At 74.5% G+C, this 13,463-nt stretch carries 13 protein-coding genes; 7 read left to right on the top strand and 6 right to left on the bottom strand.

Annotated elements, in window-relative coordinates; genetic code table 11:
* Positions 1-245: 245 nt before the first annotated feature.
* Positions 246-1,061: a class I SAM-dependent methyltransferase gene (locus ACFVVX_RS14005; protein ID WP_387945007.1), complete on the top strand. Its 816-nt coding sequence runs from the start codon at positions 246-248 to the stop codon at positions 1,059-1,061.
* Between the two features lie 45 nt (positions 1,062-1,106).
* Here ACFVVX_RS14005 and nagA read toward each other — a convergent pair whose 3' ends face one another.
* Positions 1,107-2,303 (bottom strand): N-acetylglucosamine-6-phosphate deacetylase, encoded by a 1,197-nt coding sequence (nagA, locus tag ACFVVX_RS14000; RefSeq protein ID WP_387945005.1) that lies wholly within the window; start codon positions 2,301-2,303, stop codon positions 1,107-1,109.
* Positions 2,304-2,476: 173 nt separating this feature from the next.
* Here nagA and ACFVVX_RS13995 point away from each other — a divergent pair, with 173 nt between their 5' ends.
* Entirely contained in the window at positions 2,477-3,235 is a 759-nt protein-coding gene (locus ACFVVX_RS13995; RefSeq protein WP_387945003.1) for a DeoR/GlpR family DNA-binding transcription regulator, read from the top strand.
* Positions 3,236-3,323: 88 nt separating this feature from the next.
* On the opposite strand, the gene ACFVVX_RS13990 is transcribed toward ACFVVX_RS13995, so the two are convergent.
* From ACFVVX_RS13990 to ACFVVX_RS13970, 5 genes are all read right to left on the bottom strand, one after another.
* Entirely contained in the window at positions 3,324-4,187 is an 864-nt protein-coding gene (locus tag ACFVVX_RS13990; protein ID WP_387945001.1) for a ketose-bisphosphate aldolase, read from the bottom strand.
* A gap of 26 nt (positions 4,188-4,213) precedes the next feature.
* Positions 4,214-5,167 (bottom strand): 1-phosphofructokinase family hexose kinase, encoded by a 954-nt coding sequence (locus tag ACFVVX_RS13985; protein WP_387944999.1) that lies wholly within the window; start codon positions 5,165-5,167, stop codon positions 4,214-4,216.
* Positions 5,164-6,114 (bottom strand): ROK family protein, encoded by a 951-nt coding sequence (locus ACFVVX_RS13980; protein ID WP_387944997.1) that lies wholly within the window; start codon positions 6,112-6,114, stop codon positions 5,164-5,166. Before ACFVVX_RS13980 ends, ACFVVX_RS13985 begins: the two co-directional genes overlap by 4 nt.
* Positions 6,111-6,998 carry an SIS domain-containing protein gene (locus tag ACFVVX_RS13975; protein ID WP_387944995.1) on the bottom strand — a complete coding sequence of 296 codons (888 nt, stop codon included), beginning with the start codon at positions 6,996-6,998 and terminating at the stop codon, positions 6,111-6,113. Before ACFVVX_RS13975 ends, ACFVVX_RS13980 begins: the two co-directional genes overlap by 4 nt.
* Before the next feature lie 398 nt (positions 6,999-7,396).
* A complete protein-coding gene (locus tag ACFVVX_RS13970) occupies positions 7,397-7,723 on the bottom strand; it encodes a hypothetical protein (protein ID WP_387944993.1) in 327 nt (108 codons plus the stop codon).
* Between the two features lie 153 nt (positions 7,724-7,876).
* Here ACFVVX_RS13970 and ACFVVX_RS13965 point away from each other — a divergent pair, with 153 nt between their 5' ends.
* The 5 genes from ACFVVX_RS13965 to ACFVVX_RS13945 all read left to right on the top strand — a co-directional run bounded on the left by ACFVVX_RS13965 (position 7,877) and on the right by ACFVVX_RS13945 (position 13,456).
* Entirely contained in the window at positions 7,877-8,830 is a 954-nt protein-coding gene (locus tag ACFVVX_RS13965; RefSeq protein WP_387944991.1) for an STM4015 family protein, read from the top strand.
* 45 nt (positions 8,831-8,875) lie between these two features.
* The gene (locus ACFVVX_RS13960) at positions 8,876-9,820 is read left to right on the top strand and encodes an STM4015 family protein (RefSeq protein WP_387944989.1); all 945 of its coding nucleotides are present in this window, start codon (positions 8,876-8,878) and stop codon (positions 9,818-9,820) included.
* Positions 9,821-9,936: 116 nt separating this feature from the next.
* On the top strand, positions 9,937-11,139 hold the full coding sequence (locus ACFVVX_RS13955; protein ID WP_387944987.1) for an STM4014 family protein: 1,203 nt from the start codon (positions 9,937-9,939) through the stop codon (positions 11,137-11,139).
* Positions 11,140-11,198: 59 nt separating this feature from the next.
* Positions 11,199-12,137, top strand: coding sequence for an STM4013/SEN3800 family hydrolase (locus ACFVVX_RS13950; protein ID WP_387945046.1), 939 nt, complete (start codon positions 11,199-11,201; stop codon positions 12,135-12,137).
* Entirely contained in the window at positions 12,134-13,456 is a 1,323-nt protein-coding gene (locus tag ACFVVX_RS13945; protein WP_387944985.1) for an STM4012 family radical SAM protein, read from the top strand. Before ACFVVX_RS13950 ends, ACFVVX_RS13945 begins: the two co-directional genes overlap by 4 nt.
* Positions 13,457-13,463 lie beyond the last annotated feature (7 nt).

Genomic DNA, 13,463 nt, shown 5'->3' with positions numbered 1-13,463 from the left:
GCACCGCGGCCTGCCCGGCCACCGTCGACACCCGGTCCGATCCACGTCCGGCTTGCCCCTGAGCCCCTGAACCGCTGAGCCCCTCGGACCTGGTCATCATGGACTCCGGGTCTGACATCGCCGTGCGGTGAGGGCGGAGGACGGCGCCGAGGGCAGCGGAGGGCAGCAGAGGGCGGAGGGCCGCACCACCCGACTGCCGTAAAAGGGCTTGAGCGCCGTCCGGGCCGCTGGTTAGCGTGCCCTACATGACGGAGATCCCGGTTCCCGCCGACTGGCGCGCGGCCAACCGCGCCAACTGGGACGAGCGCGTCCCGATCCACGCCGCCGGCGAGTTCTACGACGTCCCCGGCTTCGTCGCCGGAAAGGACCCGCTTCGGGACTTCGAGCTCACCGAGGTCGGCGACGTCACCGGCAGGACCCTGCTCCACCTCCAGTGCCACATCGGCCTGGACACGCTGTCCTGGGCCCGGCGCGGGGCCACGGTCACCGGTCTCGACTTCTCCGCGCCCGCGGTGGAGGTGGCCGGCGGCCTCGCCGAGCAGATCGGCGCCACCACGGCCCGGTTCGTCACCTCCGACGTGTACGACGCCGTCGACGCGCTCGACGCGCAGACCTTCGACATCGTCTACACCGGCCTGGGCGCCCTGTGCTGGCTCCCCGACATCGACCGCTGGGCCCGGACGGCGGCCGCGCTCGTCGCGCCGGGCGGCTTCCTCTACCTGGCGGAGTTCCACCCGTTCGCCGACGTGCTGGCCGAGGACGGCCGGACCGTCGAGAGCGACTACTTCCAGCGCGACCCCTTCGTCTGGGACGAGCCCGGCACCTACGCCGACCTGGGCGCGGCGACCACCGTGAACCTGACGATCGAGTGGCAGCACGGGATCGGCGAGGTCGTCAGCGCGCTGACCGCCGCCGGTCTCCGTCTGGAGTTCCTGCACGAGCACGACTTCACCCTGTTCCCCCGCTTCCCGGTCCTCCAACCCGGCAACGGCTACCGCTTCCCGCCGGGCCACCCTCGCGTCCCGCTGATCTACTCGCTCCGGGCGGCCAAGCCGGCGTAGGCGTGTCGTAGGGCATGCCTCACTACTCCGCCTGGGGGGCGGCCGTCAGCGGCGGGCCGAAGCCGCGGCCGGCTGCCCGGCCCGCGGCGCCGTCGGCGCCTCTCCGGTGATCCACCGGCCGCGACGCATCACGGCGACCAGGTCGTAGCTGTCGGAGTCGAGGACGACGAGGTCGGCGTTCTTGCCGGTCTCCAGCGAGCCGACCGAGTCGGCGAGGCCGAGCAGGCGGGCCGGGACGGCGCAGAGCGACTCCACCGCCTGGTCCGGCGTCAGGCCGTTGACCGTCACCGAGCGCTTGAACGCCACGTCTAGGGTGAGGGTCGACCCGGCGATGGAGCTGCCGTCGGTGAGCATGGCGACGCCGGCCTTGACCTCGACCTGGAGGGGGCCGAGGGGGTAGAGGCCGTCGCCCATGCCGGCGGCGCCCATGGCGTCGGTGATCAGGGCGACCCGGGAGGCGCCGGCGGTGCCGTAGGCGAGGTCCAGGACGGAGGGGTGGAGGTGGATGCCGTCGTTGATGAGCTCGACGGTGACCCGCTCGTCCTCCAGCAGGGCCACGATCGGGCCGGGGGCGCGGTGGGCGATGCCGGGCATGGCGTTGAAGAGGTGGGTGGCGACGGTGGCGCCGGCCTCGATGGCCTCGAGGGTCTTGGCGTAGTCGGAGTCGGTGTGGCCGACGGCGGCGATCACGCCGAGGTCGGCGAGCATCCGCACGGAGTCCAGGCCGCCGGGCAGCTCGGGGGCGAGGGTGACCATCTTGGCGTGGCCGCGGGCGGCGTCGACGAGCTTGCGCACCAGGGCCGGGTCGGGGTCGCGCAGCAGGTCGGGGCGGTGGGCGCCGCAGCGGCCCGGCGAGATGAAGGGGCCCTCGAAGTGGATGCCGGCCAGGGTGCCGTCCTCGACGAGCTCGGACAGGACGGCGGCCTGCCGGGCGACCTCGTCGATCTCGCCGGTGACGGTGGAGGCGATCGTGGTGGTGGTGCCGTGTTCGAGGTGGGTGCGGGCGGCCTTGAGGGCCTCCTCGGCGATCCCGGAGGCGTAGGAGGCGCCGCCGCCGCCGTGCACGTGCAGGTCGACGAAGCCGGGGACGACGGTGTACCCGGTGAGGTCGAGGTCGCCGGGCTCGTTCGGGCCGCCGAGGGCGGTGATCCGCTCGCCCTCGATGGTGATCCGGCCGCCGTCGACGGTGCCGCCGGGCAGGACCAGGCGGGCGCCGGCCAGTGCAGTTCGGTCCGCGGTCACGCGGTCACCTCCGGCGTCTCTGCGGACGGCCGCAGAGTGTGAGTGAAGTTGATTGATTCCGAGTCATCATACTCAGCTTCGAGCGCACGACCAGGCCTGCGGCCGGCCCCGCCGAAACGCCTGGGACGGGCCCACCCAGGCGCGTAGGCACCCGGCCGGGCTAGACTCACGCCATGCTCAAAGCTGATCGAACCGCCCGGATCCTCTCGCACGTCACCGAAGCAGGGAGCGCCGACGTGCATGCGCTCGCCGAGCTGCTGGACGTCTCGACCGCGACCGTGCGCCGCGATCTCCAGGAGCTCCACGAGCAGGGGCTGCTGCACCGCACCCGGGGCGGCGCGGTGACCGGCTCGGTCAACCTCGAACTGCCGCTGCGCCACCGGAGCGAGAAGCAGCGCGAGGAGAAGCGCCGGATCGCCCAGGCGGCCGCCGAGCTGGTGCCGGAGGGTGCGGTGGTGGGCCTCAGCGGCGGCACCACCACCAGTGAGCTCGCCCGGGTGCTCGCCGAGCGGTCCGGCATCACCGTCGTGACCAACGCGGTGAACATCGCCGCCGAGCTGATCGTCCGCCCCGAGGTGCGGCTGGTGGTGATCGGTGGCATCGCCCGCTCGGCCAGCTACGAGCTGGTCGGCCCCGCCGCCGACCGGATGCTCTCCCAGTACCACCTGGACATCGCCTTCATCGGGGTGGACGGCCTGACGGCGGAGGAGGGCTGCACCACGCACGACGAGATGGAGGCCCAGACCGACCGCGCGTTCCTGGGCAGCACCGCGCGTGCCGTCGTCCTGGCCGACAGCACCAAGGTCGGCAAGGTCACGTTCGCCCGGATCTGCCCGCTCTCCGAGGTCCACGACCTGGTCACGGACGACGGCCTGACGGACGCGCAGAAGAAGGCCTTCACCAACTGCGGGGTACGGGTCCACCGGGCCTGAGCGGCGGGTGGGCAGACCCGCGCCGGGGAACGCCGACGTCCCGCGGCCGTACCGGCCCGCCCTTCCGGGGCGGGCCGGTACGGCCGCTTCACGCGGTGGTCGCCGGGGTGACGGTCGGCAGGAGTCGGCCGGCCGCCTCGGTGATCGCTCCGCGGCCCGCGGCCAGGTACGACCGGGGGTCGACGGTCCGCTCGTCGCCCGCCAGGTGGGCCCGGACGGCGGCCGTCATGGCGATGCCCAGGGCGGTGCCGATGTTGACCTTGGCGATGCCGCCCCGGACGGCCCGGCGCAGTTCCTCGTCGGGCACGCCGGAGGAGCCGTGCAGGACGAGCGGGACGTCGAGGGCGCCGTGCAGGGCGGCGAGCAGGTCGTGGTCGAGCCGGGCGTCGCGGGAGGTCATGGCGTGGGAGCTGCCGATGGCGACGGCGAGGGCGTCCACGCCGGTCTCCTCGACGAAGCGCCTCGCCTCACCGGGTTCGGTGCGGGCCCCGGGGGCGTGGGCGGGCAGCGGGCCCCGGCCGTCCTTCCCGCCGACCTCGCCGAGTTCGGCCTCCAGCCAGAGCCCGGCGGCGTGCGCCCAGGCGGTCGCCTCGCGGGTGGCCGCGACGTTCTCGGCGTAGGGCAGGTGCGCGGCGTCGAACATCACCGAGCCGAAACCGCGGTCGGCGGCCTCGCGGAGCAGGTCGCCGGTCTTGACGTGGTCGAGGTGCAGGGCCACCGGGACGGTGCTCGGTTCTGCGCACTGCACGGCGGCGGCGGCGAGCGGGGCGAGGCGCCCGCCGTGGAAGCGCACCGCGTTCTCGCTCACCTGGAGGATCACCGGCGCGTCGGCGGCCTCGGCGGCGGCGACGACGGCCTCGATGTGCTCCAGGGTGATGACGTTGAAGGCGGCGACGGCGCCGTGCCGGGCCGCGGCCCGGGTGACCAGGTCACCGGTGGCTGCCAGGGGCATGGGGATTCTCCTGAGGGTGGCGGCCGCTACGGGCCGGAGGAGCCGGGCCGCGGGGAGGGCCCGGCCGGGAGGATCTGGACCAGGGGGAGGTGACTGCGGTACGCCTGCCGGTCGAACCGGCCGGCGTGCGGGGCCCGGACGGCGGCGGCCGACAGGGCGACCGCGCGGGCCAGTGCCTGCGGCCAGGGCGAGCGCTCCGCGAGGGCCACGGCCAGCGCCGCGACCACCGCGTCCCCCGCCCCGGTCGGGTTGCCGCGCACCACGGGCTCCGGGGGGAGGCGGGCCCGCCAGGTGCCGTCCGGGGTCACCGCCAGCAGTCCGTCGGGACCGAGTGAGGCGACCACCGTCCGGGCACCCCGGTCGGCCAGCGCCCGGGCCGCGTCGAGCGGGTCGGCGATACCGGTGGCGTGCCGCAACTCGGCCGCGTTCGGCTTGACGACGGTCGGACCGGCGTCCAGCGCCTCGGTGAGGGCCGCGCCGTCGGCGTCGAGGACGACCGGCACGCCCTGCTCGTGGGCGAGGCGGACCAGGTCGGCGTAGGCGCCGGGCCGCAGGCCCGGGGGCAGGCTCCCGGAGAGCACCAGGGCCCGGGCGGCGGGGAGCAGGCTCCGGACGGCGGTGAGCAGTGCGGCCCAGTGCTCGGTGGAGAGCTCCGGTCCGGGCTCGTTCAGCACGGTCGCGTCGGCGGGGTCGACCACGGCGACGGTCCGCCGGGTCGACGCGCCGGGGGCGAGCGGGACGGCCAGGTGGGCGAGGCCGCAGCGGTCGAGGTCGGCCCGGACCGCCTCGCCGGTGGGCCCGCCGAGCGGCAGGACCGCCGTGGTGGGGTGGCCCAGGGCGTGCAGCACCCTGGCGACGTTGACGCCCTTGCCGCCGGCCTGCTCGTGGACGGCGGCCACCCGGTGGCTGGTGTGCGGGCGCAGCGCGGGCAGGTCGTAGGTGATGTCCAGTGCGGGGTTGGGTGTCACGGTGACGATCACGCCGCCGGGCTCCTCTCCGGGGCCGCGCGGTCCGCCACCGCGTCCAGGGCGCGCAGTCCGGCCCCGAGGCAGCCGGCCCGGTCGCCGAGCGCGGCGGGTGCCAGGCGCGGGGCGACCTGGATCCGGGCGCGGGCGGCCAGGGCGGCGGCGAGCGGGGCGAGGAGCAGGTCGCCGGACTCGGCGAGGCCGCCGCCCAGCACGACCAGTGGCGGGTCCAGTACCAGGACGGCCGTCAGCAGGGCGTCGGCGAGGGCGTCGACCGCTTCGTCCCAGACGGCGCGGGCAGCCGGGTCGCCCTCGGCGGCCAGTCGGGCCACCTCGGGTGCGAGGGCGGGCCGTCCGGTGGCCTCGGTGTAGCGGCGTGCCACGGCGGCGGCGGAGGCGTAGGTCTCGGCGCAGCCCCGGGCGCCGCAGGCGCAGCGCTCCCCGCCGGGTCGCACCACGAGGTGGCCGATCTCGCCGGCCCGGTGGTGCGCGCCGGGCAGGGCGCGGCCCGCGGTCATGACGGCTGCGGCGATGCTCGTCCCGACCGGGACGAACAGGAAGCTCTCCGCGCCGCGTCCGGCGCCGAGTCGCGCCTCGGCGACGCCGCCGGCCCGTACGTCGTGGGTGACGGCGACCGGCAGGCCGGTGCGCTCGGCGACGAGGTCCCGGAACGGGACGTCCCGCCAGCCGATCGTGGCGGAGTAGACGCCCGTCCCGGTGGTCTCGTCGACGATGCCCGGAACGGCCAGGCCGACGGCGTCGACCTCGGCGCCCTGCTGCTCGGCCTGCCGGAGCAGGTCGGCGACCAGGTCGACGATGGTGGCCACGACGGCCTCGGGGCCGTGTTCCCGCCCGGTGGCGCGCCGCACCCGGTGGCGGACGGCCGCCTGGCGGTCCAGCAGCGCCGCCTTGATCCCGGTGCCGCCGACGTCCACGGCGACGACCCGGCGCTCCGCGGTCATGAGCCGGCGAGGACCACGGAGCGGGTCAGGTTGCGCGGCCGGTCCGGGTCCAGGCCCTTCGCGGCGGCCAGTGCCGTGGCCAGCCGGTGGACGCGCACCAGCTCCGCGAGCGGGTCGAGCCCGCCCTCGATCCACTGCGCGCCCGTGCCCCGCACCTGCTCGGCCAGGCCGGCCGGTGCGGCGCCGAGCATCCAGGTGGCGGTGGACGGCGCGGCGATGCTGATCGGCCCGTGCCGGTACTCCATGGCCGGGTACGCCTCCGTCCAGGCGAGGGCGGCCTCGCGCAGCTTGAGGCCTGCCTCGTTCGCCAGCCCGACCGTCCACCCGGTGCCGAGGAAGGTGAACTGGGTGCGGTCCACTAGGCCTTCGGGCAGCGGCTCCGCCAAGGCCGTGCGGCCGTCGCGCTCCACCGCCTCGGTGTGCAGGCCCAGGTGGGCCCGGAGCAGGGTCAGGGCGGTGGTCGCGAACCGGGTCTGCACCACGGACTGCTCGTCGGCGAAGTGCAGGACGGTGACGTCGTCGGCCGCGGCCATCACCGGGGTGTCCGGGTCGGCCGTGATCGCCGAGGTCCGGACCTGTCCGCCGACCCGGTCCAGCAGGGCCAGGACCTCGGTCGTGGTGCCGGAGCGGCTCAGCGCGACCACGCGGTCGTAGGAGCGCACGCCCGGGAACTCGGAGGCGGCGAAGGCGTCCGTGACGCCCTGTCCGCTCGACTCCCGGAGCGCGGCGTAGGCCTGCCCCATGAACAGCGACGTACCACAGCCGATCACCGCGACCCGCTCACCGGACTCCGGGAGCTTTCCGCGGGCTTCGGCGGCGAGTTCCGCCGCGCGGCGCCAGCAGTCGGGCTGGCTGGCGATCTCGGCCTCGACATGGGTCGCCATCGGCCACCTCCATCAATGCTTGTTGCTGATACCTGCTTCTTTCTGACTCGATTCAAGCATCTTTGGACATCCAGAGGAACCCGTATGTGCAGTTATTTGCTCAGAGCTGCCGACAGTTGCGTGCAAGGGGGCCGAATACTGCAGGTCAACGCAGGCTCCGTCCGTCGCGCCCGCGCAGCGCTGGACGCGCGGACGGCGCGCGGAGGGCGCGCGGAGAGCAGGCGACGGGCAGGCGGGGCTCCGCCGAAACCGCAGACGACGACGGGGACCGGACGAAGGGCGTCAGCCCTCTCGTCCGGTCCCCGTCGTCGTCCGCCGCCCGCCCGGCCGGCCCGCCGGCTTGCTCGCTCAGCCAGGTCAGGTCGGGTCAGGTCAGCGGCTCAGTCCGTTCAGTCCGTTCAGTCCGCGACGATCCGTACCGCGCCCGGCACGTACTCGCGCTGGCGCACCACCCGGTACCAGCCCTTGGCCAGCGGTATCACCGCGTGCTCCTCGTGCACCACCCGGCCGCCCTCGGGCAGGTGCAGCCAGGCGGCACCGAACGGCCCGGCCTCGCGGCGCAGCTCCCCCGGACCGACCACGGCATGCGCGTGGCCGGTGACCTCGCCCAGCGCGAGCACCATCCGGCCCCGCACGTCCCGCGGCTGCGCGCTCAGCGCGCCGACCCGCGGCGGTACCGCGCTCTCCACGACCGGCACGATCAGCACATCACCCTGGCGGTACATCAGCCCTCCCTCGGCGATCCGACGGGCGTCGGAATCCCACGCCCCGAAACGTAGGGCACGGCTCTGACAACCCGCCCGACCACCGACCCCGGCACCGGATTGTCGGAGCGGACTGGTAGACAGTTGTTCGGCCCACACACCGAGGAGCAGCGCATGACGGTCGGCACCCACATCGAGACCTTCCACGGCCTCCCCGTCCTCGACTTCGTCCAGGCGGTCGAGAAGGGCGGCCCGCTGCCGGACGCGGCCGCCGTCGCCTGGAAGATCGGCCTGGAGTTCGACTCCCCGCAGACCTTCGCCGAGCACTGGCAGCAGTTCCTCGACGCGGTCGACACCAGCCGGGTCCCGGCGGTCGTGGTCGGACTCTGGTCGCAGGACGAGCCGGACAGCTTCGCCGGGCCGCTGCAGGCGATCGTCGACGCGGCCGGGCGGCTGCCCGCGCTGCGCGCGCTGTTCGTCGGGGACATCACCGTCGAGGAGTGCGAGATCTCCTGGCTGCAGATGGTCGACGTGACGCCGCTGCTGACGTCGTTCCCGCTGCTGGCCGAGCTGGTGGTGCGCGGTTCCGCCCAGGACTGGGAGGGCGTCGGCGGCCTGGCCCTCCAGCCGGTCCGGCACGAGCACCTGCGGGCGCTGCGCCTCGAGTCGGGCGGCCTGCCGGCCACGGTGGTCCGCTCCGTCGCCGCCTGCGACTTCCCGCACCTGGAGCGCCTGGAGCTGTGGCTCGGCGTCGACCAGTACGGCGGTGACAGCACGATCGACGACCTCGCGCCGTTCCTCACCGGCACCGGTCTGCCCGCGCTGCGCCACCTCGGCCTGCAGGACGCCGATTACCAGGACGAGATCGCCGCCGCCGTGGCCCACGCGCCCGTGGTGGCCCGGCTGGAGTCGCTCGACCTGTCGATGGGCGTCCTCACCGACCAGGGCGCCACCGCCCTGCTGGAGGGCCAGCCGCTCACCCACCTGCGCTCGCTCGACCTGCACCACCACTACCTGACGGAGGCGCTCCAGCAGCGGCTCCGGGAGGCGCTGCCCGGCGTGGCCGTCGACCTCTCCGGGGGCGGCCGGCCGGACGACGAGTGGCGCTACGTCGCCGTCGCCGAGTAGCAGTCCCCCCTTCGTCCTCGTCCACACCCAGGTGCAGGAGCCCGCGTGACCGTCAACCACCACATCGAGCAGTTCCACGGGCTGCCGGTGTTCGACTTCTCGAACGACCCGAAGGACCCGGACCACCCCCGTACGCCGCCCGCGCCCGGCGAGGCCGCCTGGCGGCTCGCGCTGGAATACGAGTCCGCCGAGGACTTCACCGCGCTGTGGTCGTCCTTCCTCGCCACGGTGGACCCGGCCGGGGTCCGGGCCCTGGTGATCGGCCCGTGGTGGCAGAACGCCTACGACGCACTGGACAACGCGCTCGACACCGTGGTCCGCGACGCCGAACGGCTGCCCGCACTCCGGGCGCTGTTCATCGGCGACGTGACGTACGACGAGTGCGAGATCTCCTGGTTGGAGATGTGCGACGTGACCTCCGCGCTGGAGTCCTTCCCGCAGTTGGAGGAGCTGCGGGTGCGCGGCGGAAGCGGACTGGGGCTCAAGCCGGTACGGCACGACCGGCTGCGCGCCCTGGGTTTCGAGACCGGGGGCCTTCCCTCCGCGGTCGTCCGCGCCGTGGCCGGTTCCGAGCTGCCCGCGCTGGAGCGGCTCGAACTCTGGCTCGGGGTGGACGAGTACGGCGGCGACTCCACGATCGACGACCTGGCGCCCCTGCTCGACGGTGCCCGGTTCCCGGCGCTGCGCCACCTCGGCCTGCAGAACAGCGAGTTCCAGGACGAGATCGCAGCCGCCGTCGCCCACGCACCGGTCGTCGCCCAGCTCGACACGCTCGACCTGTCGATGGGCATGCTCGGCGACGACGGCGCCGTCGCGCTGATCGAGGGCCAGCCGCTCACCCACCTGCGTGCGCTCGACCTGCACCACCACTACCTGACGGAGGAGTTGCAGCAGCGGCTGCGGGAGTCCCTGCCCGGCGTCGAGGTCGACCTCGGGCACGCCAACCACGAGGACGACCCCGAGGACCGCTACGTCGCGGTCGCCGAGTAGCCGGTCAGGAGCAGGAGCCGGTCAGGAGCGGGAGCCGGTCAGGAGCGGGAGCCGCCGGGCCACACGGCCCGGCCGGCCCCGGGCCTCGCGGCAGGAACCACAGTGAGCGGACCAGGATGAACGACGCGACGACCACACGACTGACCGTCCTCGGCAACCCCGGGCACCGGCGGGTGACGCTGTTCGCCGCCGCCGCCCGGGCCGCCGGTCTGCCCGAGCCCGCCGTACTGCCCTGGATCGACGTGCTGCGCGGTACGTACCGGCTGCCCGAGGGGAGCGTGCTGCGGATCGAGTCGCCCGGCGAGGAGGAGGCGGTGGACGAGCTGCTGCGCGGGCCCGCCCTCGGCGCCTCCTACGCGCCGACCAGGGTGGAGGGCGGCGCTGCCTGGTACACGGGGGTGATGGCGGCGCTGCGCGGGCTCGCCGGGGTGCCGGGCGTCCGGCTGCTCGGCGAGCCGGAGGAGATCGCCGTGATGTTCGACAAGCGCCGGGCGCATGCGCGACTGGCCGCCGCCGGGGTGCCGGTGCCCCGGGCCCTCGACACGGAGGTGTCCGGCTGGGACGACCTCCGCGGGCGGCTGCGGGCGGCCGGGCTGCACCGGGTCTTCGTGAAGCCCGCGCACGGCTCGTCCGCATCCGGGGTGGTGGCACTGGAGTTCGGCCCGCGGGGGCAGGTGCTGGCCACCACCTCGGTGGAGCTGGCCGACGGACGGCTGTACAACTCGCTCCGGGTGCGCCGCTACCGGAGCGAGCGGGAGGCCGCCGAACTGGTCGACCGTCTCGCGCCGGACGGCCTGCACGTCGAGCAGTGGATCCCGAAGGCCGCCCAGTCCGGCCGCTCGGCGGACCTGCGCGTGGTGGTGGTCGCCGGGCGCGCCACCCACGTGGTGGTGCGGACCAGCGGTCAGCCGATGACGAACCTGCACCTCGGTGGCGCCCGGGGCAGCCTCGACCTGGCCCGGGAGGCCGCCGGTCCCGCCTGGCCGGGCCTGCTGGAGACGGCCGAGCGGGCTGCCGCCTGCTTCCCGCGGTCACCGATGGTCGGCGTCGACATCCTGCCCACCGCCCGCTGGCGGCGGGCCCTGGTCGGCGAGGTCAACGCCTTCGGCGACCTGCTGCCGAACCTCACCGGCCTGCCCGGCGGGCCCGCCGAGGGCCTCGACACCTACGGTGCGCAGATCGCCGCCCTGCGCGGGCCCGAGGCCCCGCCAGGCCCCCGGGTCACTCCGGTTGACCCGGCTGACCCGGTCCACCCGCCCGAGAACCTCCCGACCCACCGACGGCACGAGAGCCACCCGACCATGGAATCGACCCGATGAACCACCCGATCGACCACCCGATCAGCCACCCGATCGCCGCCCCCGAGCGGACGCCCGACATGAACGCCGTCGTGGGCAGCCACGACCTGCTGCTCGTCACGCTGGACACGCTGCGCTTCGACGTCGCCGAGGAACTGGCCGCCGCCGGGCGGATCCCCCACCTCGCGGCCTTCCTGCCCGGCGGCCGCTGGGAGCGACGGCACTCCCCCGGCAGCTTCACCTACGCCGCGCACCAGGCCATCCTGGCCGGGTTCCTCCCCACTCCGGCGTCCCCGGACGGGCCGCACCCGCGGCTGTTCGCCGCGCGCTTCGCCGGATCGGAGAGCACCGCCCCGCGCACCTGGGTGTTCGACGCGCCAGACCTGCCCGGCGCGCTCGCCGCGGCCGGCTACCGCACGGTCTGCATCGGCGGCGTCGGCTTCTTCAACAAGCAGGGCCCGCTCGGCTCGGTCCTGCCCGGTCTGTTCCAGGAGAGCCACTGGGAGCCCGCCATGGGCGTGCCCTCCCCGACGTCCTTCGAGGCGCAGGTCGCCCGCGCCGAGCAGGTCGCCGCGGCGCAGCCCGTCGACCAGCCGCTCTTCCTGTTCGTCAACGTCTCGGCGCTGCACCAGCCGAACTGGTTCCACCTGTCCGGTGCGACCCGCGAACACGGGGACTCCCGGGAGAGCCACGCCGCCGCCCTGGAGTACGTGGACGCCCACATCGGCCGGCTGTTCGCCGCGATGAGCGCGCGGCGGCCGTGCTTCGCGATCGTCTGCTCCGACCACGGCACGGCGTACGGCGAGGACGGCTACACCGGACACCGGATCGGCCACGAGGTGGTCTGGACGGTCCCGTACGCCCACTTCACCATCCCCCCGTCGGCGGCCACCGCCACACCACCGGACACCGCCGCGTCGGCACACACCGCCATGTCACCGCACAGCACCGCGTCACCGCACAGCACCGCGTCACCGCACAGCACCGCTTCACCGCACACCGCCGAGGAGACCGCATGACCACGGCGCCGGAGTCGCCCTACCAGTCGTACGTCTACGCGTACCCGCACAAGACCGCGTACCGGCCGCTGCCGGACCGCCCCGCGCTGCCCGGGCAGTGGGCCGGCGAGCCGCAGCACGCACTCTCGCTCTACCTGCACATCCCGTTCTGCGAGGTGCGCTGCGGCTTCTGCAACCTGTTCACCCGGATCGGCAGCCCCGAGGGCCTGACCACCGCCTACCTGGACGCGCTCGACCGGCAGGCCGCCACCGTCCGCGAGGCGCTGGACGGCGACGCCCGGTTCGCGCTCGCCGCGTTCGGCGGCGGCACGCCCACCTACCTGACGGCCTGCGAGCTGGAACGGCTCTGCGACATCGCCGAGCACCGGATGGGCGCCCGCCTGCAGTCGATACCGCTCTCCGTCGAGGCCTCCCCCGCCACCGCCACCGCCGACCGCCTGGAGGTCCTCGCCGCCCGGGGCACCACCCGGCTGAGCCTGGGCGTGCAGTCCTTCCTGGACGACGAGGCCCGCTCGGCCGTCCGCCCGCAGCGGCGCGCCGATGTCGAGGCCGCCCTCGGGCGGATCCGCACCGCCGGGTTCCCGATCCTCAACATCGACCTGATCTACGGCATCGACGGCCAGACCGAGGCCGGCTGGCTGCGCTCGCTGGACGCCGCCCTGGCCTGGCAGCCCGAGGAGCTGTACCTCTACCCGCTGTACGTACGACCGCTCACCGGCCTCGCCCGGCGCGGCGAGCAGGAGAGCCCGGCCGCCTGGGACACCCGCCGACTCGCCCTCTACCGCACCGGCCGCGACCACCTGCTCGCCCACGGCTACCAGCAGGTGTCGATGCGGATGTTCCGCCGCGCCGCCTCCCCGCAGGCGGGGAGCAGCGAGTACGCCTGCCAGACGGACGGCATGGTCGGCCTCGGCTGCGGCGCCCGCTCGTACACCTCGCAGCTGCACTACTCCTTCGACTACGCGGTGAACGCCACCGAGGTCCGCAACATCATCGACACCTACGTGGCCACCGAGGACTTCGGCCACGCCGAGGTCGGACGCCGGATGACACCGGACGAGACCCGCCGCCGCCACCTCGTGCAGTCGCTGCTGCAGGCCGAGGGCATGCCGCTGGCCGGGTACCGCGACCGTTTCGGCCACACACCCGCCGAGGACTTCCCCACCGAGCTGGCCGAGTTCGCGGCCCGCGGCTGGCTGGCTCAGGATCCGCTGCGGCTGGTGCTCTCCCCGGAGGGGCTGGCCCACTCGGACGCGGTCGGTCCGATGCTCTTCTCCCCGGAGGTCCGCACCCTGATGGCCGAGTACGAGGCGAAATGACCTTCCT

The organism is Kitasatospora sp. NPDC058170 (assembly GCF_042883905.1).
Classification (GTDB): domain Bacteria; phylum Actinomycetota; class Actinomycetes; order Streptomycetales; family Streptomycetaceae; genus Kitasatospora.
The sequence above is the reverse complement of the archived record's forward strand: the minus strand, read 5'-3'. Positions and strand labels throughout refer to the sequence as shown.

Bases quoted from the DNA above. Each gene is read 5' to 3' on its own strand.
- ACFVVX_RS13970 (WP_387944993.1), bottom strand. From the start codon at position 7,723: ATGTACCGCCAGGGTGATGTGCTGATCGTGCCGGTCGTGGAGAGCGCG.
- ACFVVX_RS13975 (WP_387944995.1), bottom strand. From the start codon at position 6,998: ATGGCGACCCATGTCGAGGCCGAGATCGCCAGCCAGCCCGACTGCTGG.
- ACFVVX_RS13980 (WP_387944997.1), bottom strand. From the start codon at position 6,114: ATGACCGCGGAGCGCCGGGTCGTCGCCGTGGACGTCGGCGGCACCGGG.
- ACFVVX_RS13965 (WP_387944991.1), top strand. From the start codon at position 7,877: ATGACGGTCGGCACCCACATCGAGACCTTCCACGGCCTCCCCGTCCTC.
- ACFVVX_RS14005 (WP_387945007.1), top strand. From the start codon at position 246: ATGACGGAGATCCCGGTTCCCGCCGACTGGCGCGCGGCCAACCGCGCC.
- ACFVVX_RS13995 (WP_387945003.1), top strand. From the start codon at position 2,477: ATGCTCAAAGCTGATCGAACCGCCCGGATCCTCTCGCACGTCACCGAA.
- ACFVVX_RS13950 (WP_387945046.1), top strand. From the start codon at position 11,199: ATGAACGCCGTCGTGGGCAGCCACGACCTGCTGCTCGTCACGCTGGAC.
- ACFVVX_RS13990 (WP_387945001.1), bottom strand. From the start codon at position 4,187: ATGCCCCTGGCAGCCACCGGTGACCTGGTCACCCGGGCCGCGGCCCGG.
- ACFVVX_RS13945 (WP_387944985.1), top strand. From the start codon at position 12,134: ATGACCACGGCGCCGGAGTCGCCCTACCAGTCGTACGTCTACGCGTAC.
- ACFVVX_RS13955 (WP_387944987.1), top strand. From the start codon at position 9,937: ATGAACGACGCGACGACCACACGACTGACCGTCCTCGGCAACCCCGGG.